This is a genomic window from Streptomyces sp. NBC_01176, assembly GCF_045039825.1.
Taxonomy (GTDB): Bacteria; Actinomycetota; Actinomycetes; order Streptomycetales; family Streptomycetaceae; genus Streptomyces.
Map to the genome: position 1 here is coordinate 4,514,159 of NZ_CP108600.1, position 22,478 is coordinate 4,536,636.

At 67.2% G+C, this 22,478-nt stretch carries 16 protein-coding genes and 3 rRNA genes; 4 read left to right on the plus strand and 15 right to left on the minus strand.

Features of this window, described 5'->3' with window-relative positions; all coding sequences use genetic code 11:
* Positions 1–54: 54 nt before the first annotated feature.
* The 3 genes from OG199_RS19360 to OG199_RS19370 all read right to left on the minus strand — a co-directional run bounded on the left by OG199_RS19360 (position 55) and on the right by OG199_RS19370 (position 3,207).
* Positions 55–1,794: a glutamyl-tRNA reductase gene (locus OG199_RS19360; RefSeq protein WP_356805270.1), complete on the minus strand. Its 1,740-nt coding sequence runs from the start codon at positions 1,792–1,794 to the stop codon at positions 55–57.
* A complete protein-coding gene (locus OG199_RS19365) occupies positions 1,791–2,552 on the minus strand; it encodes a redox-sensing transcriptional repressor Rex (RefSeq protein ID WP_266700692.1) in 762 nt (253 codons plus the stop codon). The genes OG199_RS19360 and OG199_RS19365 overlap by 4 nt, the downstream gene beginning before the upstream one ends.
* A gap of 319 nt (positions 2,553–2,871) precedes the next feature.
* Positions 2,872–3,207 carry a glutaredoxin family protein gene (locus OG199_RS19370; protein ID WP_401809541.1) on the minus strand — a complete coding sequence of 112 codons (336 nt, stop codon included), beginning with the start codon at positions 3,205–3,207 and terminating at the stop codon, positions 2,872–2,874.
* A gap of 188 nt (positions 3,208–3,395) precedes the next feature.
* Here OG199_RS19370 and OG199_RS19375 point away from each other — a divergent pair, with 188 nt between their 5' ends.
* The 3 genes from OG199_RS19375 (at position 3,396) to OG199_RS19385 (ending at position 7,396) form a co-directional block, all read left to right on the plus strand.
* Positions 3,396–4,340: an HAD family phosphatase gene (locus OG199_RS19375; protein ID WP_266700690.1), complete on the plus strand. Its 945-nt coding sequence runs from the start codon at positions 3,396–3,398 to the stop codon at positions 4,338–4,340.
* A 789-nt stretch (positions 4,341–5,129) separates the two neighbouring features.
* Complete coding sequence (locus OG199_RS19380; RefSeq protein WP_401809539.1) at positions 5,130–5,906, plus strand: ECF subfamily RNA polymerase sigma factor, BldN family; 777 nt, start codon at positions 5,130–5,132, stop codon at positions 5,904–5,906.
* Between the two features lie 260 nt (positions 5,907–6,166).
* Positions 6,167–7,396 (plus strand): DUF5667 domain-containing protein, encoded by a 1,230-nt coding sequence (locus OG199_RS19385; protein WP_356809824.1) that lies wholly within the window; start codon positions 6,167–6,169, stop codon positions 7,394–7,396.
* A gap of 69 nt (positions 7,397–7,465) precedes the next feature.
* Here OG199_RS19385 and OG199_RS19390 read toward each other — a convergent pair whose 3' ends face one another.
* From OG199_RS19390 to OG199_RS19445, 12 genes are all read right to left on the minus strand, one after another.
* Positions 7,466–8,515 carry a lysophospholipid acyltransferase family protein gene (locus tag OG199_RS19390; protein WP_405830485.1) on the minus strand — a complete coding sequence of 350 codons (1,050 nt, stop codon included), beginning with the start codon at positions 8,513–8,515 and terminating at the stop codon, positions 7,466–7,468.
* Positions 8,516–8,529: 14 nt separating this feature from the next.
* Positions 8,530–9,591 carry an NAD-dependent epimerase/dehydratase family protein gene (locus tag OG199_RS19395; RefSeq protein WP_405830487.1) on the minus strand — a complete coding sequence of 354 codons (1,062 nt, stop codon included), beginning with the start codon at positions 9,589–9,591 and terminating at the stop codon, positions 8,530–8,532.
* Positions 9,592–9,933: 342 nt separating this feature from the next.
* Positions 9,934–10,032, minus strand: coding sequence for a 30S ribosomal protein bS22 (locus tag OG199_RS19400; protein WP_003948845.1), 99 nt, complete (start codon positions 10,030–10,032; stop codon positions 9,934–9,936).
* A 164-nt stretch (positions 10,033–10,196) separates the two neighbouring features.
* Positions 10,197–10,409 (minus strand): helix-turn-helix domain-containing protein, encoded by a 213-nt coding sequence (locus OG199_RS19405; RefSeq protein ID WP_004984898.1) that lies wholly within the window; start codon positions 10,407–10,409, stop codon positions 10,197–10,199.
* 129 nt (positions 10,410–10,538) lie between these two features.
* Entirely contained in the window at positions 10,539–11,354 is an 816-nt protein-coding gene (locus tag OG199_RS19410; protein WP_356808799.1) for a phosphatase, read from the minus strand.
* Positions 11,355–11,458: 104 nt separating this feature from the next.
* Positions 11,459–12,631, minus strand: coding sequence for an acetoin utilization protein AcuC (locus OG199_RS19415; protein ID WP_356808800.1), 1,173 nt, complete (start codon positions 12,629–12,631; stop codon positions 11,459–11,461).
* Positions 12,582–13,790: an MFS transporter gene (locus OG199_RS19420; RefSeq protein ID WP_405830489.1), complete on the minus strand. Its 1,209-nt coding sequence runs from the start codon at positions 13,788–13,790 to the stop codon at positions 12,582–12,584. The genes OG199_RS19415 and OG199_RS19420 overlap by 50 nt, the downstream gene beginning before the upstream one ends.
* Before the next feature lie 78 nt (positions 13,791–13,868).
* Positions 13,869–14,567 (minus strand): VC0807 family protein, encoded by a 699-nt coding sequence (locus OG199_RS19425; protein WP_356808802.1) that lies wholly within the window; start codon positions 14,565–14,567, stop codon positions 13,869–13,871.
* 144 nt (positions 14,568–14,711) lie between these two features.
* Positions 14,712–15,356 (minus strand): HAD family hydrolase, encoded by a 645-nt coding sequence (locus OG199_RS19430; protein WP_405830491.1) that lies wholly within the window; start codon positions 15,354–15,356, stop codon positions 14,712–14,714.
* A gap of 83 nt (positions 15,357–15,439) precedes the next feature.
* Positions 15,440–15,556 (minus strand): 5S ribosomal RNA (rrf, locus tag OG199_RS19435).
* A gap of 86 nt (positions 15,557–15,642) precedes the next feature.
* Positions 15,643–18,765: ribosomal RNA gene (locus OG199_RS19440) — 23S ribosomal RNA — on the minus strand.
* Between the two features lie 313 nt (positions 18,766–19,078).
* Positions 19,079–20,604 (minus strand): 16S ribosomal RNA (locus OG199_RS19445).
* Together the 16S, 23S and 5S rRNA genes form the textbook arrangement of a ribosomal RNA operon.
* A gap of 838 nt (positions 20,605–21,442) precedes the next feature.
* Between OG199_RS19445 and trpS the strand changes: the two genes are divergently transcribed.
* Positions 21,443–22,441, plus strand: coding sequence for a tryptophan--tRNA ligase (gene trpS, locus OG199_RS19450; protein ID WP_356806711.1), 999 nt, complete (start codon positions 21,443–21,445; stop codon positions 22,439–22,441).
* Positions 22,442–22,478 lie beyond the last annotated feature (37 nt).

Sequence of the window (22,478 nt, forward strand, 5' to 3'; positions counted from 1 at the left end):
CGTGCGCACTCGGACTCTCGCCGCCGGTGCGCCCCTGTGGCTCACGCGGCTCACTCATGCTCGCCCTCGGTTCTTGGCGTTCTCGGTGTTGTTCTCGGCCCGCGAGACGGAGGCGACCGTCTCCGGGTCCAGGTCGAACAGGGTCCGCAGCGCGTCCGCGTACCCGGCGCCACCGGGTTCGGCGGCCAGTTGCTTGACCCGTACGGTCGGCGCGTGCAGCAGTTTGTCGACGACACGCCGTACGGTCTGCGTGATCTCGCCCCGCTGCTTGTCGTCGAGGTCCGGCAGCCGTCCGTCGAGCCGCGCGATCTCACTCGCGACCAGGTCGGCGGCCATCGTCCGCAGCGCCACGACGGTGGGCGTGATGTGGGCGGCCCGCTGGGCGGCGCTGAACGCGGCCACCTCGTCGGAGACGATCCGCCGCACCTGGTCCACGTCGGCGGCCATCGGCGCGTCCGCGGACGCCTCGGCCAGCGACTCGATGTCGACCAGGCGCACGCCGAGCAGGCGGTGCACGGCCGCGTCGATGTCACGGGGCATGGCGAGGTCGAGCAGCGCGAGCGCGGGCGCGCGGCGGGGCGCCTCGGCGACCGGTTCGGGCCTGCGGCGCTCGGGAACCCGGCCGACGACGGCGACGGCCGCGGCGAGCGCCGCGATGGCCTCCGTGTCGGCCTCCGGGTCGAGGAGGCCCGCCGCGCGCGGGGCGCGGGCCGCCGCGTCGCCCTTGTCCACCCAGGCCGCGTGCTGCTCCAGCTCGGCGGCGGCCATGCCGGCCACGGCGGCCTCGCCGAGCACGGAGAAACCGGCCGTGCCCTGCACGGTGGACACGTCGAGCGGACAGCCGTCCTCGGTGCCGACGCCGGTGGGCGCGAGCGGCGCGTGGTCGTCCACGGGCGCGCCCGACGCCGTACGAGCGGAGCCGGCGCCCTGAACGGCACCCTGCCCCGTGCGTCCCGACACGGCCGCCATGACCGACTCGGCCGTCAGGACGAGTCCCGTCGCGCCGGTGCAGGAGACGGCGACATCGGCACGTGTCAGCTCGACCGGCACCGCGTCCATCGGTACCGCGCGGGCGGTCACGTCCGAGGCGCCGCCCTCGTTCTCGTTGAGGATCTGGGCGAGGCGCTGCGCGCGGTCCGGCGTGCGGTTGGCGATGACGATCTCGGCGACCCCGGCGCGCGCGAGCGTCGCCGCGGCCAGCGAGGACATGGAGCCGGCTCCGATGACGAGGGCCCGCTTGCCCTTGGCCCAGACGTCGACGGGGGCGCCCGAGGACAGCTGTTCCAGGCCGAAGGTGACCAGGGACTGCCCGGCCCGGTCGATGCCGGTCTCGGAGTGCGCCCGCTTGCCGACCCGCAGGGCCTGCTGGAACAGGTCGTTCAGCAGACGGCCCGCGGTGTGCAGCTCCTGCGAGGCCGCCAGCGCGTCCTTGATCTGGCCGAGGATCTGGCCCTCGCCCACGACCATCGAGTCCAGCCCGCACGCCACCGAGAAGAGGTGATGGACGGCCCGGTCCTCGTAGTGCACGTAGAGGTGGGGGGTGAGCTCCTCGAGCCCGACCCCGCTGTGCTGGGCGAGCAGCGTGGACAGCTCGGCGACGCCCGCATGGAACTTGTCCACGTCGGCGTACAGCTCGATGCGGTTGCAGGTGGCGAGCACCGCGGCTTCGGCGGCCGGCTCGGCGGCGACGGTGTCCTGGACCAGCTTGACCTGCGCGTCCGCGGTCAGCGTGGCCCGCTCGAGGACGCTGACCGGGGCGCTGCGGTGGCTCAGCCCGACGACGAGGAGACTCATGCCGGCATCACGGCGGGAACGTCCCCGTCGGGTCCTTTGCCGTTGTTCTCCCGGGCGGCGGCCTGGGCGGCGGCACCGGCCTGGGCCTCGGCCTCCTCGCCGGCCTTGCGCTGCTCGTGGAAGGCGAGGATCTGGAGTTCGATCGAGAGGTCGACCTTGCGCACGTCGACGCCGTCCGGGACGGACAGGACGGTCGGCGCGAAGTTCAGGATGGAGGTGACCCCGGCGGCGACCAGGCGGTCGCAGACCTGCTGGGCCACGCCCGGCGGGGTGGTGATGACGCCGATGGAGACGCCGTTCTCGTCGATGATCTTCTCCAGGCCGTCGCTGTGCTGCACGGCGATGCCCGCGACCTGCTTTCCGGCCATCTCCGGATCGGCGTCGATCAGCGCGGCGACGCGGAAGCCGCGGGACGCGAACCCTCCGTAGTTGGCCAGCGCGGCGCCGAGATTACCGATGCCGACGATCACTACCGGCCAGTCCTGGGTCAGGCCCAGCTCGCGGGAGATCTGGTAGACGAGATACTCGACGTCGTACCCCACACCGCGCGTCCCGTAGGAGCCCAGGTAGGAGAAGTCCTTGCGCAGCTTCGCGGAGTTGACCCCCGCCGCGGCCGCGAGCTCCTCGGAGGAGACCGTGGGGACCGAGCGCTCCGACAGTGCGGTGAGGGCTCGGAGGTACAGCGGAAGACGGGCGACGGTGGCCTCGGGAATTCCTCGGCTGCGGGTCGCCGGTCGGTGAGTTCGGCCAGTTGCCACGGTGCTCCTGCGGGTAGAGCGGGGCTGCAGGCGGTCACACGTACCTAGACCGCCCCGTCGAATGCAGGCTATGTCTTTGTGAACGCGTGCACAAAGATGGTGTCCGATTTGCCCGGGCAACGTGACGGGGGTCACGCATGCCCGGCGCGCGGGTATGGAACCGGCGCGCGGACAGCTTCGTTCCGCACCTGAAGGGGGCAAAGCCGCACACACTCCTCAACGAATCCCGCCCCCGAGACCAATCGCCGTCGATCCTAGGCGACTTTCCGGACCACCTGGACTGCTCGGTCAGGACGGACTCGGGCCGGATGCCGAGCGGCTACGAGGCCAGGGCCTTGCGCAGCCGCCCCTCGTCCACACGCCAGAACGTGTGCTGGGCGCCGTCCACCAGCACAACGGGGATCTGCTCCCAGTACGCGCGGTGCAGTTCCTCGTCCTGCGTGATGTCCTTCCCCTCCCACGGCACGCCGAGGTCTCCACACACCTTCTCCACCACTTGCTGTGCGTCATCACACAGATGACAGCCGGGCTTCCTGATCAGGGTGACCAGCCGCTCACCCGGCGCCCTCGTCTCCGCTTTCCCGGTCTTCTCCACCCGCTCCGCCTTCTCCGTACGGCGCTCACCGCGCCCGAACATGGGACTCATACCGGCCATTCTCCCGCCGCGGGCGCATCACCGGCCCCTCTTCGGCGCGCGAGGCGACAACCGGCCCGGGACACGGGCCCCGACGCGCCGATCGGGAACGCCGCGGACCGCTTCTTTAACGGCTCGGTCGCGGAGAGTTCACAGCTTCGAACCCTCGCGACTCCGGTAGCACCGAACAAACTGGCTATGCTCACGCCATGGCCGCTCTCGGATGGCTCACTCCCCGTAGGCGCTCCGCCACCGCGCGGAGCGTGTTGGCAGGCGAGGCCTCGGCGGAGGCAGCGCGCAAGTCCTCGCAGGAACTGGAGGAACTGGCCCACGACGCCGAGCCGGACGTCCCCGACCGCGAACCGGACTTCCCGGTGCTCGGTGACGACAAGGCCGCCGCCTTCTTCGACCTGGACAACACCGTCATGCAGGGCGCCGCGCTCTTCCACTTCGGGCGGGGCCTGTACAAGCGGAAGTTCTTCGAGACCCGCGATCTCGCCCGATTCGCCTGGCAGCAGGCATGGTTCAGGCTGGCCGGGGTCGAGGACCCCGAGCACATGCAGGACGCCCGCGACTCGGCGCTGTCGATCGTCAAGGGCCACCGGGTCGCCGAGCTGATGTCCATCGGCGAGGAGATCTACGACGAGTACATGGCCGAGCGCATCTGGCCCGGCACGCGCGCCCTCGCCCAGGCGCACCTGGACGCGGGCCAGAAGGTGTGGCTGGTGACGGCCGCCCCGGTCGAGATCGCGACGGTGATCGCCCGCCGCCTCGGTCTGACCGGCGCGCTGGGCACGGTCGCGGAGTCGGTGGACGGCGTCTACACCGGCAAGCTGGTCGGCGAGCCCCTGCACGGCCCGGCGAAGGCGGAGGCGGTCCGCGCGCTGGCCACGGCGGAGGGCCTGGACCTCACCCGGTGCGCGGCCTACAGCGACTCGCACAACGACATCCCCATGCTGTCCCTGGTCGGCCACCCCTACGCGATCAACCCGGACGCCAAGCTGCGCAAGCACGCGCGCGCCTTCGAGTGGCGGCTGCGGGACTACCGCACGGCGCGCAAGGCCGCGAAGGTCGGTATCCCGGCCGCGGCCGGCGTGGGCGCGGTGGCCGGCGGCACGGCCGCGGCCATCGCCCTCCACCGCCGCCGCCGCTAGCCCCCCCACCCACCCCCTGGGGGCTCCGCCCCCAGCCCCCCCCACCAAGGGGCTGCCGCCCCCTGGACCCCCGCATCGCCCGCTCGTCCTCAAACGCCGGACGGGCTGAAGATGCGCCGCGCCATACGGTTCCGCACGCGCTGGACGGTGGGCCCGCGCTGAAGGGTTCCGCACGAGGCGGAGATGCGAGCCGGCCCAAGAACCCCGGACGCGGGCCACGCCTTCAGGGGCGCGGGGAACTGCGCACCCAGCCCCCACCCACCCGCACCCGAAGAACCACCCGCCGGAGGGCCGGGGCCGGGGGCGCAGCCCCCATGCCTTCAGGGGCGCGGGGAACCGCGCACCCAGCCCCCACCCACCCGCACCCGAAGAACCCACCCCTCAGGGGACCGGGGCGCAGCCCCGTCCCTCCAGGGGCGCGAGGAACCGCGCGCTCAGCCCCCACCCACCCGCGCCCGAAAACCACCCGAACCCCCGGAGGGGACCGCACATTCTCCCGGTCCTACCCCCACAACGCCCCGGCCAGTCCCCCCGCTCCCACCCGGCCACAACACGCCCCGCACCCAGCCGGAACACGAACCGATCCGATCAACAATCGGTCACCGAAAGGCACTTGATCGGGCGTCAATCGGTTACAGAAGCGACGTAATCGATGATTTGAGCAACTGGGTGTAGCACTGCCTGTACGAAGCGTTATTCTCCTCAGACGCAAACCGGTACCCCTCCGTCGCTACGACGGGTGAATGGTCCCGCACTGAACGTGATGGAAGCTCTGCCTCTGGGAGTCCCGTGTACTCACACGTCGGGGTTGACGCCTCGGGCCTGGCTACGCTGCGCGCAACGGTCCTCGACCGCTTGCGCGGCTTCGTCCCCACCGCGTACGCCGTCCCCGCCTTCGCCTACCCCGCGCCCGTCGGCCCGTGCTACGCACTGGCCGACGGCAGCGCGGCGGTCGGCAGGCGGGGCCGCTCCGGCTCGTCCGCCACGCCCACCGCACGCCGCCCGGCCGCAGACAGCGACAGCGCCCGGATGATGGACCTCGTCGAGCGCGCCCAGGCCGGCGAGGCCGACGCCTTCGGGCGGCTCTACGACCAGTACAGCGACACCGTGTACCGCTACATCTACTACCGCGTCGGCGGAAAGGCGACCGCGGAAGACCTCACCAGCGAGACGTTCCTGCGCGCCCTGCGCCGTATCGGCACCTTCACCTGGCAGGGCCGTGACTTCGGCGCCTGGCTGGTGACCATCGCCCGCAACCTGGTCGCCGACCACTTCAAGTCGAGCCGCTTCCGCCTGGAAGTGACGACGGGCGAGATGCTCGACGCGAACGAGGTCGAACGCAGCCCCGAGGACTCCGTCCTGGAGTCACTGTCGAACGCGGCACTGCTCGACGCCGTACGACGCCTCAATCCCCAGCAGCAGGAGTGCGTCACCCTGCGCTTCCTGCAGGGGCTCTCGGTCGCCGAGACCGCCCGGGTGATGGGCAAGAACGAGGGCGCCATCAAGACACTCCAGTACCGAGCTGTCCGCACCCTCGCCCGGCTCCTCCCGGACGACGCCCGCTGAAGCCCGTACCACGCCCCCTCCCGCACGACCCCTACGCTCGGCGACGCTCAACTCACCTTCTGTAAAAGTCTGTTGACTTCGTGGTCCGATCATCCGTCGTCCGTAACCCAAGTGCCGCGACGCTCGTTGTGCGGGATACAGGCTCCCTGTGGTCACTCCCCGGCCCCCACCGGTCACCCGATCGTGTGGACACGCCCGGGGCGTGCAACCCTCAGGACCCCCTGGGGAGTCGACCGTCATGACGAGAGGAGGTGCCGCCAGTGATCGCGAACGTATCGGCACACCGGCGGGCGAACGCCTTCGCCCAGGCCCTGGACGAGCAGTCCGACCAGGGCACGGCGGCCGAGCAGCCCGATGGATCGGCACCGTCCCCGGCTGCTGCGGAACAGACCGAGCAGGGCCTGCTGTTGGCCCTCGCCACCGGTCTCGGCGAGCTGCCCAAACCGGAGCTGGACCCCGAGGTCAAAGTCGTGCAGCGAGCCCAGCTCGTCGCCGCGATGGAGGCCATGCTGCTGGAAGGCACCGCCGCGGAGGGCGAGGGCCCGGACCGTTCCGTGCCCGGGCAGCGCTCGCACCGGGCACGAGGCGCGCACCGGGCGAGCGGGCTGGGGAAGCTACGACCGCGTTCGCGCCTGTCCAAGGGCCTCGCCGCGGGCGGGCTCACCGTCGGCGTGGCCGCCGGAGCGTTCGGCGGTGTGGCCGCCGCCAGCTCCGACGCCCTGCCCGGAGACTCGCTCTACGGGCTCAAACGAGGCATGGAGGACATCAAGCTGGGCCTGGCCCACGGCGACAGCGACCGGGGCGAGCTCTACCTCGACCAGGCCTCGACCCGGCTGAGCGAGGCGCGCCGCCTGATGGAGCGCGACCGCCGGGGCAGCCTCGACCACGAGTCCCTGGGCGAGGTCAGGCGTGCCCTGAACGGCATGCAGCACGACGCGGCAGAAGGCCACCGCCTCCTGCACGAGGCATACGAACGGGACGGCTCACTCGGCCCGATCCAGGCCCTCTCCGCCTTCGCCCAGTCCCACCGCCAGGCCTGGGGCGCGCTGCGCGACCGACTGCCCGTCCAGCTCGGCGACGTCAGTCAGCAGGTCTCGTCCGTGTTCGCCGCCATAGACCAGGAGGTCGACCCGCTGCGCTCGCTGCTCCCGAAGCCCCCCGTGCCGGAGGGCACGGGCCGACACCGCGGCGCCAGTTCGGACGCCCCCGGCTCGTCCGGCACGGACCGCCCGGCACCCAGTGCCACCAGCGGCTCCACCACCGGCAGCCACAGCAGCAGCAAGCCGAAGCCGTCCGCCTCGGGCAGCACCGGCGAAGGCCTGCTCGGCGGCAGCACGGGCGGCCTGCTCGACCCGCCCAAGGACACCACCAGCTCGTCCCCGTCGGCCGGCAAGTCCAACCCGGTCGGCGGCGCCCCCGACGTCACCCTGCCCCCGCTGCTCCCCGGTCTCCTTCCGGGCCTGGGCATCGACAGCGAGGACGACAAGTAGATCCGCGGGCACATACGCCGGTGGGGCACCCTTCCTCCGAAGGGTGCCCCACCGGCGTATGCGTGAGGGTCAGAAGAAGACCGACCGGCGCTGCACCAGCAGCTTGTACAGCGTGTGCTGGATCTGCTCCCTGACCTGGTCCGTCAGGTTGAACATCAGCATCGGGTCCTCGGCGGCCTCCGGCGGATAGCCGTCCGTCGGGATCGGCTCACCGAACTGGATCGTCCACTTCGTCGGCAGCGGCACGGCACCCAGCGGGCCGAGCCACGGGAAGGTCGGCGTGATCGGGAAGTACGGGAACCCCAGGAGCCGCGCGAGGGTCTTCGCGTTCCCGATCATCGGATAGATCTCCTCCGCGCCGACGATCGAGCACGGAATGATCGGGGTGCTCTGCCGCAGAGCCGTCGACACGAATCCGCCACGCCCGAAGCGCTGGAGCTTGTAGCGCTCGCTGAACGGCTTGCCGATGCCCTTGAAGCCCTCCGGCATCACCCCGACCAGTTCACCGCGCTCCAGCAGCCGTTCGGCGTCCTCCGCGCAGGCAAGCGTGTGACCGGCCTTGCGGGCCAGCTCGTTGACGACCGGCAGCATGAAGACCAGGTCGGCGGCGAGCAGCCGGAGATGCCGGCCCGCGGGGTGGTTGTCGTGGACCGCGACCTGCATCATCAGGCCGTCCAGCGGCAGCGTCCCGGAGTGGTTGGCGACGATCAGCGCCCCGCCCTCGGACGGGATGTTCTCGACGCCCTTGACCTCGACCCGGAAGTACTTCTCGTAGAGCGGGCGGATCAGGGACATCAGGACCTGGTCGGTGAGCTCCTCGTCGTACCCGAAGTCGTCGACCTCGTAGTCACCGGTCAGACGCCTGCGCAGGAAGGCGAGGCCCCCGGCGACACGCCGTTCCAGCCCACCACCGCCCCGGGGCTGCTGAACAGGCTTCTCCTCACGCGTCACAGGAACATCATCCTGCGGGAAGCTCCGGCCCGGCAGGGGCTGGACCTCACGGACCACCGCGGGATCGCCCGTGCGCCTGCTCCCCGTGGTCCGCCGCCGCGTCGGGCGCTGCGCAGCACCCCCGCGCGACCTGTCGTCGTCGAACGGAATGACCTTGGCGTCCGCCATCGTCGATGCGCTCCTCAGTTGGCGCTCAGTGTCGGGGGTTGGCCGCCGCCCAGGAAGGACAGCGCGGCGATCCGGTCGACGGCCCCCGCGAGGGCCTCGGGGGGCAGGAGTCCGGGCCCCCGGCTGCGTGCGAAGTCCGCGAAGGTCTCGGCGGTCGTGTACTTCGGTTTGTATCCCAGCGTCTCGCGCATCTGATTCGTCGACACGACCCTGCCGTGCGTCAGCAGCCGCAACTGCTCCGGGGAGAAGTCCGTCACGCCCAGGGTACGCACCGCCGTGCCCGCCCAGGTGAGCGCGGGCAGCAGCAGCGGCACCGTGGGGCGGCCCAGCCGCCGCGCGCACTGGGAGAGCAACAGGACGCCGTCTCCGGCGATGTTGAACGTGCCGCTGTTGAGGGTGCCCCGCTCCGGCTCGTCCGAGGCGATCCGCAGCACCTCGATGACGTCGTCCTCGTGCACGAACTGGAGGCGCGGGTCGTACCCGAACACCGTCGGCAGCACCGGCAGCGCGAAGTACGAGGCGAGCGGTGAATCGGCGCTCGGGCCCAGGATGTTCGCGAACCGCAGCACGCACACGGCGACGTCGGGCCGGCGGCGCGCGAAGCCGCGTACGTACCCCTCGACCTCCACCGTGTCCTTCGCGAAGCCGCCGCTGGGCAGCGACTTGGGCGGGGTGGTCTCGGTGAACACGGCCGGATCGCGGGGCGCCGACCCGTAGACGTTCGTACTGGACTTCACGACGAGCCGTTTGACCGTCGGGGACTTCTGACAGGCCCCGAGGAGCTGCATGGTGCCGATGACGTTGGTCTCCTTGACCGTGGTCCGGCTGCCGCCGCTCAGCGCGGTGCCCGTCACGTCCATGTGCACGACCGTGTCGACGGAGTGCTCGGCGAGCACCCGGGCGATCGTGGGCTGGCGGATGTCGGCCCGGACGAAGTCGGCACCGCCCAGATGGTGCTCGGGCGCCACCGCGTCCACGGCGATCACGCGGTCCACCTGTGGGTCACGCTGGATCCGTCGTACGTACCGGCCCCCCAACTGGCGGGCCACTCCGGTCACGAGCACGACCTTCCCCAAGATCAGCGCCTCTCTTCCCGTGCTGGACGTATCTGGACGTAGCTCTGCTCGTAGCCTGCCGTGTTCCCCGTGTGCCGCCAACCTAGCGGGTCGATGTTGCGCCGTGATGACCACCCGGCGCACGAAGTGACGGCGGGCCAGGGACCTACGACCGGGCCGGACCGCGCGGCCGGCAGGCGTACGCACAGCATCCTCCCTGAGAGCGCCCGGGGCGCAGATGCGCGGCCGCCCGCGGCCGGAAAACGCTGCGGCCCCCCACCCGTAGGTGAGGGGCCACAGAGCGCGCTGTCGACAGCCGCCGCGCAAGCGCAAGGGCGAGCCCCGCTCAGGCGGGGCACGGCCTTACTTCTTGTTGCGACGCTGAACGCGAGTGCGCTTGAGCAGCTTGCGGTGCTTCTTCTTCGCCATCCGCTTGCGCCGCTTCTTGATAACAGAGCCCACGACTACCCTCGCTCACTTCTCTTTACTCGGTGCTGGGCTGCATGGGCCCACACGACCTACGAGGGGCCAGCCTACCCGTCCGAGCGCCGAGGTCGTAATCGAGGTGATCCGAGTGCATTCCCGGGGTGACCACGAGGGCCCCCGAGAACTTCACCGGGACGCCGTCAGGCCGTCTCCACCCCCACATAGCTCTCGCGGAGGTACTCGTGAACAGCTTGCTCCGGCACCCGGAAGGACCTCCCCACCCGGATCGCCGGCAGATGACCGCTGTGCACCAAGCGGTACACGGTCATCTTCGACACTCGCATCACCGAGGCGACTTCCGCCACGGTAAGGAACTGAACCTCGTTCAGAGGCCTCTCGCCCGCTGCAGCCATGACACACCTGAACCTTCCGCACTCGACGGTCACCGGCTTCCCCTTCCGGTGACTCTTCGTCGTTGCGTGCTCACTCCCCAATGTAGGGGCGGGTGATGCGAGTGGGGAAGAGGGGATGGCATCGGCCGCCTACTGTGACAGACACGCTCGATTGAGTACATAGCGAGTAAGCGGTCGGTAGTAATCAGACCGCACAGCGTCATCAACCGGAACGACGACGGACACCCGCCCCTCCGCCTCTCCGACGAAGAGCGCGGGATCGTCCGTATCGGCCAACCCCATGGCCTCGAACCCCAGCTGACCTGCCCCGCAGACCCATCCGTGGTCCCCGATCACCAGCTCCGGGAGGGGCCCGCCGGCCTCCGCCGCGGCCGCCAGAACAGTACGAACCGGGAGCGGTGAGTGGGAGTGCGCGCCGGTCGCACCACGGGGGGCATGCACACCGGGTTCACGCACCAACGCGACGCCCTGTACGTAGTCGAGGTTGTACGTGCGTAGACCGAACCGGGTCGTTATGTCGACAGAGCTACCCTGCGCGGGGGTGAGGACGTCACATCCCGCCGACGACAACGCGTCCGCGAGAGCGGCGTAGAAACCGAGCAGCCGGTGCGGATGGCCGGTACCCAGAAGCACCGGTTCGCGGTCGCGGGCCGCTTCCCCGAGCCGCCGCGCGAAGGCTTCCAGCGCGGCCAGGGTCTTCTCCGGGTCGATCACATCATGCCCGCTCGTGTGCGCCGGATCGGCCGAAACCCCGCACTTGTCGGCCATCAACTCGATCAGATCCCGCTCCCGCCAGGTCCACTCGGGATCAAGTCCGAGCAGCACACGAGGATCCCGGGCAGCGAAGAGCCGATAACTCCGCAGACTCTCCTCGCGCGAGGTGGCGACGGGCCCGGCCAGCCGGGCGGCCAGCAGGTGCGCGCGCAATGCTCCGGTGCTCAACACGTCAGCGATGCTGACGCATGCGCCGGACTTTCACCCCGAAAATCCCGAAAACGCCCCACAGTTGGCGTAATGGACATCTCCGGGCAGCGCCCAGGGACGGGGCCCTACGCGAGCAGCCCCCGCAGCGGGAACACCGCGCGCCGCGTCGCCACGATCGCCTGGTCGAGGCGGTCCGCCGGGTCGTACCCGGACTCCCAGTCCGCCCAGGACACCGGCCACCGCCCGTCCGTCATCCGCACCGGCGCCAACTGCCGCGTACGGGCGAACACTTGCTGCCGCCAGCTCTCCGGGATCACCGTCTCGGGCTCGATCGGCCGCCCCGCGGCGACGGCCACCAGATGCGTCCACGACCGCGGTACGACGTCCACCACCGCGTACCCCCCGCCGCCCAGCGCGATCCACCGCCCGTCGGCGTACCCGTGCGCCAGCTCGTGACAGGCGACCTGCACGGCCCGCTGCGCGTCGAGCGAGACGGCGAGGTGCGCGAGCGGGTCCTCGAAGTGGGTGTCGGCCCCGTGCTGGGTGACGAGCACCTGCGGCCGGAAGTCCGCGACCAGTTCGGGAACGACGGCGTGAAAGGCCCGCAGCCACCCCGCGTCTCCCGTCCCGGCCGGCAGCGCCACGTTCACGGCACTGCCCTCCGCCCCCCGGGCGCCGGTCTCCTCGGGCCACCCGGTCTGCGGGAACAGGGTCCGCGGATGCTCGTGCAGCGAGATCGTCAGAACCCGCGGATCCTCCCAGAACGCGGCCTGCACCCCGTCCCCGTGATGCACGTCCACATCCACGTAGGCGACCCGCTCGGCCCCGAGCTCCAGCAGCCGCGCGATCGCCAGCGCGGCGTCGTTGTAGATGCAGAACCCCGACGCGCCACCCGGCATCGCGTGATGCAGCCCGCCCGCGAAGTTCACCGCGTGCAGCGCGTCCCCGCGCCACACCGCCTCCGCCGCACCGACCGACTGCCCCGCGATGAGCGCGGACACCTCGTGCATCCCCGCGAAGGCGGGATCGTCCATGGTCCCGAGCCCGTACGAGGCGTCCGCGGCCGCCGGATCGGCGGAGGCCGCCCTGACCGCCTCCACGTAGTCCTCCCGGTGCACGAGCCGCAGCGTCGACTCCCCGGCCGCCTTGGCCGCGACCACGTCCACCTCCCGGTCGAGCCCGAAGGCGCCGACCAGTCCCCGGGTCAGCGCCAGCCGGACCGGATCCATCGGATGGTCCGGACCGAAGTCATAGCCCGTTACTGCCTCGTCCCACATCAGCTGTGCGCGGCCGCTCATGCCCGTCACCGTATCGGTCCGGTTCGGGCGCGAACGAGCGGGCGTACCCCAGCGTCACCAGGACCAACACCATCGGCACAAGCATGGCGCCGCGGTAGTTCCAGGCATCGCCCAGTGCCCCCACCAACGGTGAACCGATCAGGAACCCCACGTAGTTGAAGATGTTCAGACGCGCGATGGCCGTGTCCGAAGCCCCCGGGAAGAGCCGCCCGGCCGCCGCGAACGTCTGCGGAACCAGCACACACAGCCCCAGCCCCAGCAGGGTGAACCCGAGCATCCCGACCCACGCCCCCGGGGCCGCCGCCACCACCGCGAACCCCAGCGCCGCCACCACGGCCCCCAGCCGCACGACGGCCACCGCCCCGAACCGCCGCACCCCGACGTCCCCGACTGCCCGCCCCACCAGCGTCATCACCATGTAGACGTTGTACGGAACGGTCGCCAGCTGCTCGGAACTGCCCAGCACGTCCTGCAGATACTTCGCGCTCCAGTTGGAGACCGTCGAGTCCCCGATGTACGCGAACGTCATCACCAGGCACAGCGGCAGCAGCAGCTTGAAGACGACGGGTCCGGCCTCCGCCTTCTCCGGCCCGGACACGGCCTCACCGTCGACGTACCACCGGCTGCCCAGGAACGCGGCCGGCAGCAGCACGAGCACCACCGGCAGATAGGACGTGAACAACGACAGATGCCAGTGCGCCCCCACCCACGCGAGCGAGGCGCCCACGATCCCGCCCAGGCTGTACGTGGCATGGAAACCGAGCATGATGCTGCGCCCGTACGTCCGCTGGAGGCTCACCCCCAGCATGTTCATGGAGGCGTCGAGCGCGCCGACCGCGAGCCCGAAGGCACCGAGGGCCACCGCCAGTTCCACCAGCCGGTCCCCCGCCCCGACCCCGAGCAGCGCCAGCAGCACCACCGGCTGGGACCAGCGCAGCAGCCGGCTGGGCCGTATCCGCTTGACCAGGTGCTCGGTCGTCACGCTTCCGACGCCGGCGAGGATCGGGACGGCCGCCAGGAAGACGGGCAGCAGCGCGTCCGAGACCCCGTACCGGTCCTGGATGGCCGGGATGCGCGTCACGAGCAGCGCGAAGGTGGTGCCCTGGGCGAAGAAGCTGAACGCCAGCGAGGCCCTGCCGCGCCGCAGCACATCTGTCATGGCGGCGAGCGTAGGGCCCCGGCCTACCGGTGGGTAGATCCAGCCGAAGATGAATTCTGCTCATCTGCGGCGAGGCCGTCACCGCTCGCCGGTCCGGCCGCCGGCCTCCGCCCTGACCATCGCCTCCATCGGACCGGCGGCGAGGCCACCGCTGAGCAGCATGGCCAGCGCCATCGTGCCGATCATGACGACCGTGCCGAGCCACACCATCGTGTCGACGGGCAGCGTGTACGCCCCCACGACCCGCACGACGCACTCCCCGAGCAGCGCGACGCCCCACACCAGGGAGAAGGTCCGCTCGAACTTCCGGAACCGCTCGGACCCGCTGAGCAGCCGCTCCCAGGCGGCCGTCCTCGCAGGGTCCCCCTTGGTGACGAACGGTTTCATCGCCGTCGTCATCATCGGCCGGCCCGCCAGCACGGAGACCAGGACGCCGATCCCGATCACGCTGCTCACCCCGCTGTCCTTGGCGAGCATCAGCCGCGGGTCACCTGCGACCAGACTCAGCAGCAGCCCGGCCACGTTGACGAACAGGATCAGCGCGGCCAGCGCGTTGACCTTCCGCTCCCGCGCCACGCTCCACACGGTCCGTACGGCGGGCACCACGCTGCTCCACCCCAGCGCCGCCATGGTGCTCATGCCGAGGCCGCTCCTGAGGAGGTAGTACGAGCCGATCGGCACCGCCACGTCCACGATCAGCGGCAGCAGGTGCTGCCGGGTGGCGACCTGCGATGTGTCGCCGGTGGCAGCTGTTGCGCTACCGGTCTCCGTGGCCATGACGCTCATGATCGGGTCCCTCCGTCGTCGCCGTGTACGTGCCGCTTTCGATGTACTCAGCTTCGCGGCCGGACCCCTCGGGCCGACAGAAACGATCGTCCGGAGCTCGCCATGACAAATGTCAGCGCTGCCCGATGGTGCGGGTCATACGAGCAGGTCGGGGAGGTCTCTTAGGTCGGAGAAGAGCCGGGTGGCGCCGGTGAGCCGTGCCGCGGGTGTCATGGCGGTGAAGCCGTACACGTCCATCCCGGCCGCGTTCGCCGCCTGTACCCCGAGCGGGCTGTCCTCGACGACGACGCACCGCCGCGGCGGTACGCCCATCCGCTCGGCCGCGTGCAGGAACAGGTCGGGCGCCGGCTTGCCCCGTCCCACGTCCTGGGAGCTGAAGACCCGTCCTTCGTCGAACCACTGGTCGAGCCCGGTCGTGCGGTGCCCCACCCGGATCCGCTCGTGGCTGCCGGAGGAGGCCACGCAGTACGGCACCCCGTCCGCGGCCAGTTTCTCAAGCACCTGTACGACTCCGGCGACCGGTCGCAGTTCGCGTTCGAACGCGGCGAAGACCCGTCCGTGGAAGACGTCGTCGAAGTCCTCGGGCAGCCGCTGCCCGGTGCGCTCGTGGACCAGGTCGTGGACACGGTGCATCGCGGACCCCATGTAGTCCCGGATGGACTCCTCGTACGAGGTGGGGTGTCCGAGCTCGGTCAGATAGGCGGCGAGGAGGCGGTTGGAGATCGGCTCACTGTCCACGAGGACGCCGTCGTTGTCGAAGATGACCAGGTCGTAGCGCATACGGCAACACTAAAACGAGGAGACCCGCAAACGCAGAAAACCCCCGTACCGATTTCCCGGTACGGGGGTTTTCTTCAAAATTTGTTCGGCGACGTCCTACTCTCCCACAGGGTCCCCCCTGCAGTACCATCGGCGCTGTAAGGCTTAGCTTCCGGGTTCGGAATGTAACCGGGCGTTTCCCTCACGCTATGACCACCGAAACACTATGAAACTGTCAACCGGAGCCGTGGCAAAGCTACGACGGTTGTTCGTGGTTTCAGAACCAACACAGTGGACGCGAGCAACTGAGGACAAGCCCTCGGCCTATTAGTACCGGTCACCTCCAGCGGTTACCCGCCTTCCAGATCCGGCCTATCAACCCAGTCGTCTACTGGGAGCCTTAACCCCTCAAGGGGGTGGGAATACTCATCTCGAAGCAGGCTTCCCGCTTAGATGCTTTCAGCGGTTATCCCTCCCGAACGTAGCCAACCAGCCATGCCCTTGGCAGGACAACTGGCACACCAGAGGTTCGTCCGTCCCGGTCCTCTCGTACTAGGGACAGCCCTTCTCAATATTCCTACGCGCACAGCGGATAGGGACCGAACTGTCTCACGACGTTCTAAACCCAGCTCGCGTACCGCTTTAATGGGCGAACAGCCCAACCCTTGGGACCGACTCCAGCCCCAGGATGCGACGAGCCGACATCGAGGTGCCAAACCATCCCGTCGATATGGACTCTTGGGGAAGATCAGCCTGTTATCCCCGGGGTACCTTTTATCCGTTGAGCGACGGCGCTTCCACAAGCCACCGCCGGATCACTAGTCCCGACTTTCGTCCCTGCTCGACCCGTCGGTCTCACAGTCAAGCTCCCTTGTGCACTTACACTCAACACCTGATTACCAACCAGGCTGAGGGAACCTTTGGGCGCCTCCGTTACTCTTTAGGAGGCAACCGCCCCAGTTAAACTACCCATCAGACACTGTCCCTGATCCGGATCACGGACCCAGGTTAGACATCCAGCACGACCAGACTGGTATTTCAACGACGACTCCACCATGGCTGGCGCCATGACTTCAAAGTCTCCCAGCTATCCTACACAAGCCGAACCGAACACCAATATCAAACTGTAGTAAAGGTCCCGGGGTCTTTCCGTCCTGCTGCGCGAAACGAGCATCTTTACTCGTAGTGCAATTTCACCGGGCCTATGGTTGAGACAGTCGAGAAGTCGTTACGCCATTCGTGCAGGTCGGAACTTACCCGACAAGGAATTTCGCTACCTTAGGATGGTTATAGTTACCACCGCCGTTTACTGGCGCTTAAGTTCTCAGCTTCGCCAAACCGAAGTTTGACTAACCGGTCCCCTTAACGTTCCAGCACCGGGCAGGCGTCAGTCCGTATACATCGCCTTACGGCTTCGCACGGACCTGTGTTTTTAGTAAACAGTCGCTTCTCGCTGGTCTCTGCGGCCACCCCCAGCTCACCGAGTAAATCGGATCACCAGTGATGGCCCCCCTTCTCCCGAAGTTACGGGGGCATTTTGCCGAGTTCCTTAACCATAGTTCACCCGAACGCCTCGGTATTCTCTACCTGACCACCTGAGTCGGTTTAGGGTACGGGCCGCCATGAAACTCGCTAGAGGCTTTTCTCGACAGCATAGGATCATCCACTTCACCACAATCGGCTCGGCATCAGGTCTCAGCCTTGATGTGCGACGGATTTACCTATCACACGGCCTACACCCTTACCCCGGGACAACCACCGCCCGGGATGGACTACCTTCCTGCGTCACCCCATCACTCACCTACTACAGGTCTGGACCATCGGCTCCACCACTCCCCTTTGCCCGAAGGCTCCAGGGCGGCTTCACGGACTTAGCATCGCCTGGTTCAATGTTTGACGCTTCACAGCGGGTACCGGAATATCAACCGGTTATCCATCGACTACGCCTGTCGGCCTCGCCTTAGGTCCCGACTTACCCTGGGCAGATCAGCTTGACCCAGGAACCCTTAGTCAATCGGCGCACACGTTTCTCACGTGTGTATCGCTACTCATGCCTGCATTCTCACTCGTGAACCGTCCACCACTGCCTTCCGGCGCGGCTTCACCCGGCACACGACGCTCCCCTACCCATCACAGCAGGCGTTGGCCCTATAGCTGCAATGACACGACTTCGGCGGTACGCTTGAGCCCCGCTACATTGTCGGCGCGGAATCACTAGACCAGTGAGCTATTACGCACTCTTTCAAGGGTGGCTGCTTCTAAGCCAACCTCCTGGTTGTCTGTGCGACTCCACATCCTTTCCCACTTAGCGTACGCTTAGGGGCCTTAGTCGATGCTCTGGGCTGTTTCCCTCTCGACCATGGAGCTTATCCCCCACAGTCTCACTGCCGCGCTCTCACTTACCGGCATTCGGAGTTTGGCTAAGGTCAGTAACCCGGTAGGGCCCATCGCCTATCCAGTGCTCTACCTCCGGCAAGAAACACACGACGCTGCACCTAAATGCATTTCGGGGAGAACCAGCTATCACGGAGTTTGATTGGCCTTTCACCCCTAACCACAGGTCATCCCCCAGGTTTTCAACCCTGGTGGGTTCGGTCCTCCACGACCTCTTACAGCCGCTTCAACCTGCCCATGGCTAGATCACTCCGCTTCGGGTCTTGAGCGCGCTACTAAATCGCCCTATTCGGACTCGCTTTCGCTACGGCTTCCCCACACGGGTTAACCTCGCAACACACCGCAAACTCGCAGGCTCATTCTTCAAAAGGCACGCAGTCACGACGCACTGAGTAAACTCAATGCGCGACGCTCCCACGGCTTGTAGGCACACGGTTTCAGGTACTATTTCACTCCGCTCCCGCGGTACTTTTCACCATTCCCTCACGGTACTATCCGCTATCGGTCACCAGGGAATATTTAGGCTTAGCGGGTGGTCCCGCCAGATTCACACGGGATTTCTCGGGCCCCGTGCTACTTGGGTGTTTCTCAAACGAGCCGTTGACGTTTCGACTACGGGGGTCTTACCCTCTACGCCGGACCTTTCGCATGTCCTTCGCCTACATCAACGGTTTCTGACTCGTCTCACGGCCGGCAGACCGTGAAAGAGAAATCCCACAACCCCACATACGCAACCCCTGCCGGGTCTCACACGCATATGGTTTGGCCTCATCCAGTTTCGCTCGCCACTACTCCCGGAATCACGGTTGTTTTCTCTTCCTGCGGGTACTGAGATGTTTCACTTCCCCGCGTTCCCTCCACTTGCCCTATGTGTTCAGGCAAGGGTGACAGCCCATGACGACTGCCGGGTTTCCCCATTCGGAAACCCCCGGATCAAAGCCTGGTTGACGACTCCCCGGGGACTATCGTGGCCTCCCACGTCCTTCATCGGTTCCTGGTGCCAAGGCATCCACCGTGCGCCCTTAAAAACTTGGCCACAGATGCTCGCGTCCACTGTGCAGTTCTCAAACAACGACCAACCACCCATCACCCTGCCCTGAAGGCAAGTTCACTGGGGCCGGCACTGAAGGCAGCCAAAATCGGCCGTACCTTCAGACACCCAACAGCGTGCCCGACACCCTCGCCACTCATGATCAGCTTTCCACGCTCCGAAGAGCAGTACTGGCAGCCCGAGATGACTGAAAGTGCCGAATAATCAACGTTCCACCCATGAGCAACCACCGTCGAACGTGTGCCGACGTAATGGCCCTGGACCACCAGGCAAGCCTGGCAGCCTAGATGCTCCTTAGAAAGGAGGTGATCCAGCCGCACCTTCCGGTACGGCTACCTTGTTACGACTTCGTCCCAATCGCCAGTCCCACCTTCGACAGCTCCCTCCCACAAGGGGTTGGGCCACCGGCTTCGGGTGTTACCGACTTTCGTGACGTGACGGGCGGTGTGTACAAGGCCCGGGAACGTATTCACCGCAGCAATGCTGATCTGCGATTACTAGCAACTCCGACTTCATGGGGTCGAGTTGCAGACCCCAATCCGAACTGAGACAGGCTTTTTGAGATTCGCTCCGCCTCACGGCTTCGCAGCTCATTGTACCTGCCATTGTAGCACGTGTGCAGCCCAAGACATAAGGGGCATGATGACTTGACGTCGTCCCCACCTTCCTCCGAGTTGACCCCGGCAGTCTCCTGTGAGTCCCCATCACCCCGAAGGGCATGCTGGCAACACAGAACAAGGGTTGCGCTCGTTGCGGGACTTAACCCAACATCTCACGACACGAGCTGACGACAGCCATGCACCACCTGTACACCGACCACAAGGGGGGCACTATCTCTAATGCTTTCCGGTGTATGTCAAGCCTTGGTAAGGTTCTTCGCGTTGCGTCGAATTAAGCCACATGCTCCGCTGCTTGTGCGGGCCCCCGTCAATTCCTTTGAGTTTTAGCCTTGCGGCCGTACTCCCCAGGCGGGGAACTTAATGCGTTAGCTGCGGCACCGACGACGTGGAATGTCGCCAACACCTAGTTCCCACCGTTTACGGCGTGGACTACCAGGGTATCTAATCCTGTTCGCTCCCCACGCTTTCGCTCCTCAGCGTCAGTAATGGCCCAGAGATCCGCCTTCGCCACCGGTGTTCCTCCTGATATCTGCGCATTTCACCGCTACACCAGGAATTCCGATCTCCCCTACCACACTCTAGCTAGCCCGTATCGAATGCAGACCCGGGGTTAAGCCCCGGGCTTTCACACCCGACGTGACAAGCCGCCTACGAGCTCTTTACGCCCAATAATTCCGGACAACGCTTGCGCCCTACGTATTACCGCGGCTGCTGGCACGTAGTTAGCCGGCGCTTCTTCTGCAGGTACCGTCACTTTCGCTTCTTCCCTGCTGAAAGAGGTTTACAACCCGAAGGCCGTCATCCCTCACGCGGCGTCGCTGCATCAGGCTTTCGCCCATTGTGCAATATTCCCCACTGCTGCCTCCCGTAGGAGTCTGGGCCGTGTCTCAGTCCCAGTGTGGCCGGTCGCCCTCTCAGGCCGGCTACCCGTCGTCGCCTTGGTGAGCCACTACCTCACCAACAAGCTGATAGGCCGCGGGCTCATCCTTCACCGCCGGAGCTTTCAACCCACCCAGATGCCCAGGCAGGTATTATCCGGTATTAGACCCCGTTTCCAGGGCTTGTCCCAGAGTGAAGGGCAGATTGCCCACGTGTTACTCACCCGTTCGCCACTAATCCACCCCGAAGGACTTCATCGTTCGACTTGCATGTGTTAAGCACGCCGCCAGCGTTCGTCCTGAGCCAGGATCAAACTCTCCGTGAATGTTTTCCCGTAATCGGGACGACACCACGAGAGCGGAACCAGGAAGAGGAATAATCCTCCCGGTTCACAGCGTCCTCGCTGTGCGCCCACCCCAGTCAAGGAGCGGGACTTTTTCAAAGGAACCTCGCCCCGACCGATCGGCCGGAGACGGGGTATCAACATATCTGGCGTTGATTTTTGGCACGCTGTTGAGTTCTCAAGGAACGGACGCTTCCTTTGTACTCACCCTCTCGGGCTTTCCTCCGGGCGCTTCCCTTCGGTCTTGCGTTTCCGACTCTATCAGACCGTTTCCGTATCCGATTTCCTCGGTGCTTTCCAGGTTTCCGCTTTCGCGTTTCCCTTTCCGGCGGTTCCGACTCTATCAGATCCTTTCGGGCCTGATTCCCAGTCAGAGGGGCTTGTCTTCCCGGCTGTTGGGCCGTTCCGACGAGTGAGACTTTAGCGGATTCCTGCCTCCCGAGCTAATCGGGGGCGTCCTTTCGAACGCGGATTCCTCATTTCGCAAACGCGCACGGAAACGAGCCGACGACGAGTCGCCGTTCGCTGGATGCTTGTTGCGGAATGGCTGTCCGGGGACCGACCGGAGTCGGCGCTCACGTCGGACAACTCGGAGAACACTACGTACGGGGCAGGGGTGTGTCAACTCCGCGCCGGACGCCCCTCTGGCGCGTACCCTCGGGGGCATGACCACACATACGTGCACCCAGCAGTGGTGGGCCGCCTGACGGCGGCCGTACTCACGTATGTACACAACGGCCGCCGCCCCGGCGGCCGTTTCTGTATCTCCCTCCTGGGGGCCGGCCGGCGGGTGCGGCGGCCTCGACCAGAAGGTGGAGAGATGAAGCGGATCTTCAGCGGGGTCAAGCCGACCGGGCATCTGACGCTGGGGAACTACCTCGGGGCCGTACGCCGCTGGGCGGACGTCGATCAGCACCGGGCCGACGCCCTGTTCTGCATCGTCGATCTGCACGCGCTGACCGTGGACCACGATCCGGGACGGGTCCGCAGACTCAGCAGGCAGGCGGCGACGTTGCTGCTGGCCTCGGGGCTCGATCCCCAGCTGTGCACCGTCTTCGTTCAGAGCCATGTCGACGAGCACGCCCGGCTGTCGTACCTGCTGGAGTGCGTCGCCACCGACGGGGAGATGCGGCGGATGATCCAGTACAAGGAGAAGGCCGCGCGGGAACGGGAGCGGGGTGGGAGCGTACGGCTGTCGCTGCTGACCTATCCCGTGCTGATGGCGGCCGACATCCTGGCGTACGGAACCGATGAGGTGCCGGTCGGGGACGACCAGACACAGCATGTGGAACTGACCCGGGATCTCGCGGTGCGGTTCAACCAGCGGTACGGGCACACGTTCGCGGTGCCCCGGGCCACGCGCCCCGAGGTCGCCGCGCGGGTCATGAATCTCCAGGACCCGACGTCCAAGATGGGGAAGAGCGACGACGTGGGGCCGGGTGTCGTCTATCTGCTCGACGAGCCGGACGTGACGCGGAAGAAGATCATGCGGGCCGTGACGGACAGCGGGCAGGACGTCGTCCACGACCCGGAGGGACGGCCGGGGGTCTCGAACCTGCTGGAGATCCTCGCCGCTTGTGAAGGCACGGACCCGGAGACCCTGAGTGGTGCCTATCAGTCGTACGGCGCCCTGAAGAAGGACACCGCCGAGGCCGTGGTCGAACTCCTGCGGCCCCTGCGGGAACGGCACAAGCAGCTGTGCGCCGACCCCTCCTATGTGGAAGGTGTGCTGCGGGACGGCGCCGTGAAGGCGAGGGAGATGGCCAGACCGCGGGTGGACGCGGCGTACCGGGCGATCGGGCTGCTGGCGGCGGGCTGAGACGGCGGGGCCGGGCGCGCGTGCCCGGCCCCTTCGC

What these genes read in the sequence shown, in the direction of transcription:
- OG199_RS19360 (WP_356805270.1), bottom strand. Translation starts at nt 1,794, where the DNA reads ATGAGTCTCCTCGTCGTCGGGCTGAGCCACCGCAGCGCCCCGGTCAGC.
- OG199_RS19370 (WP_401809541.1), bottom strand. Translation starts at nt 3,207, where the DNA reads ATGGCCGGTATGAGTCCCATGTTCGGGCGCGGTGAGCGCCGTACGGAG.
- OG199_RS19375 (WP_266700690.1), top strand. Translation starts at nt 3,396, where the DNA reads ATGGCCGCTCTCGGATGGCTCACTCCCCGTAGGCGCTCCGCCACCGCG.
- OG199_RS19390 (WP_405830485.1), bottom strand. Translation starts at nt 8,515, where the DNA reads ATGGCGGACGCCAAGGTCATTCCGTTCGACGACGACAGGTCGCGCGGG.
- OG199_RS19405 (WP_004984898.1), bottom strand. Translation starts at nt 10,409, where the DNA reads ATGGCTGCAGCGGGCGAGAGGCCTCTGAACGAGGTTCAGTTCCTTACC.
- OG199_RS19415 (WP_356808800.1), bottom strand. Translation starts at nt 12,631, where the DNA reads ATGAGCGGCCGCGCACAGCTGATGTGGGACGAGGCAGTAACGGGCTAT.
- OG199_RS19420 (WP_405830489.1), bottom strand. Translation starts at nt 13,790, where the DNA reads ATGACAGATGTGCTGCGGCGCGGCAGGGCCTCGCTGGCGTTCAGCTTC.
- OG199_RS19425 (WP_356808802.1), bottom strand. Translation starts at nt 14,567, where the DNA reads ATGGCCACGGAGACCGGTAGCGCAACAGCTGCCACCGGCGACACATCG.
- OG199_RS19430 (WP_405830491.1), bottom strand. Translation starts at nt 15,356, where the DNA reads ATGCGCTACGACCTGGTCATCTTCGACAACGACGGCGTCCTCGTGGAC.
- trpS (WP_356806711.1), top strand. Translation starts at nt 21,443, where the DNA reads ATGAAGCGGATCTTCAGCGGGGTCAAGCCGACCGGGCATCTGACGCTG.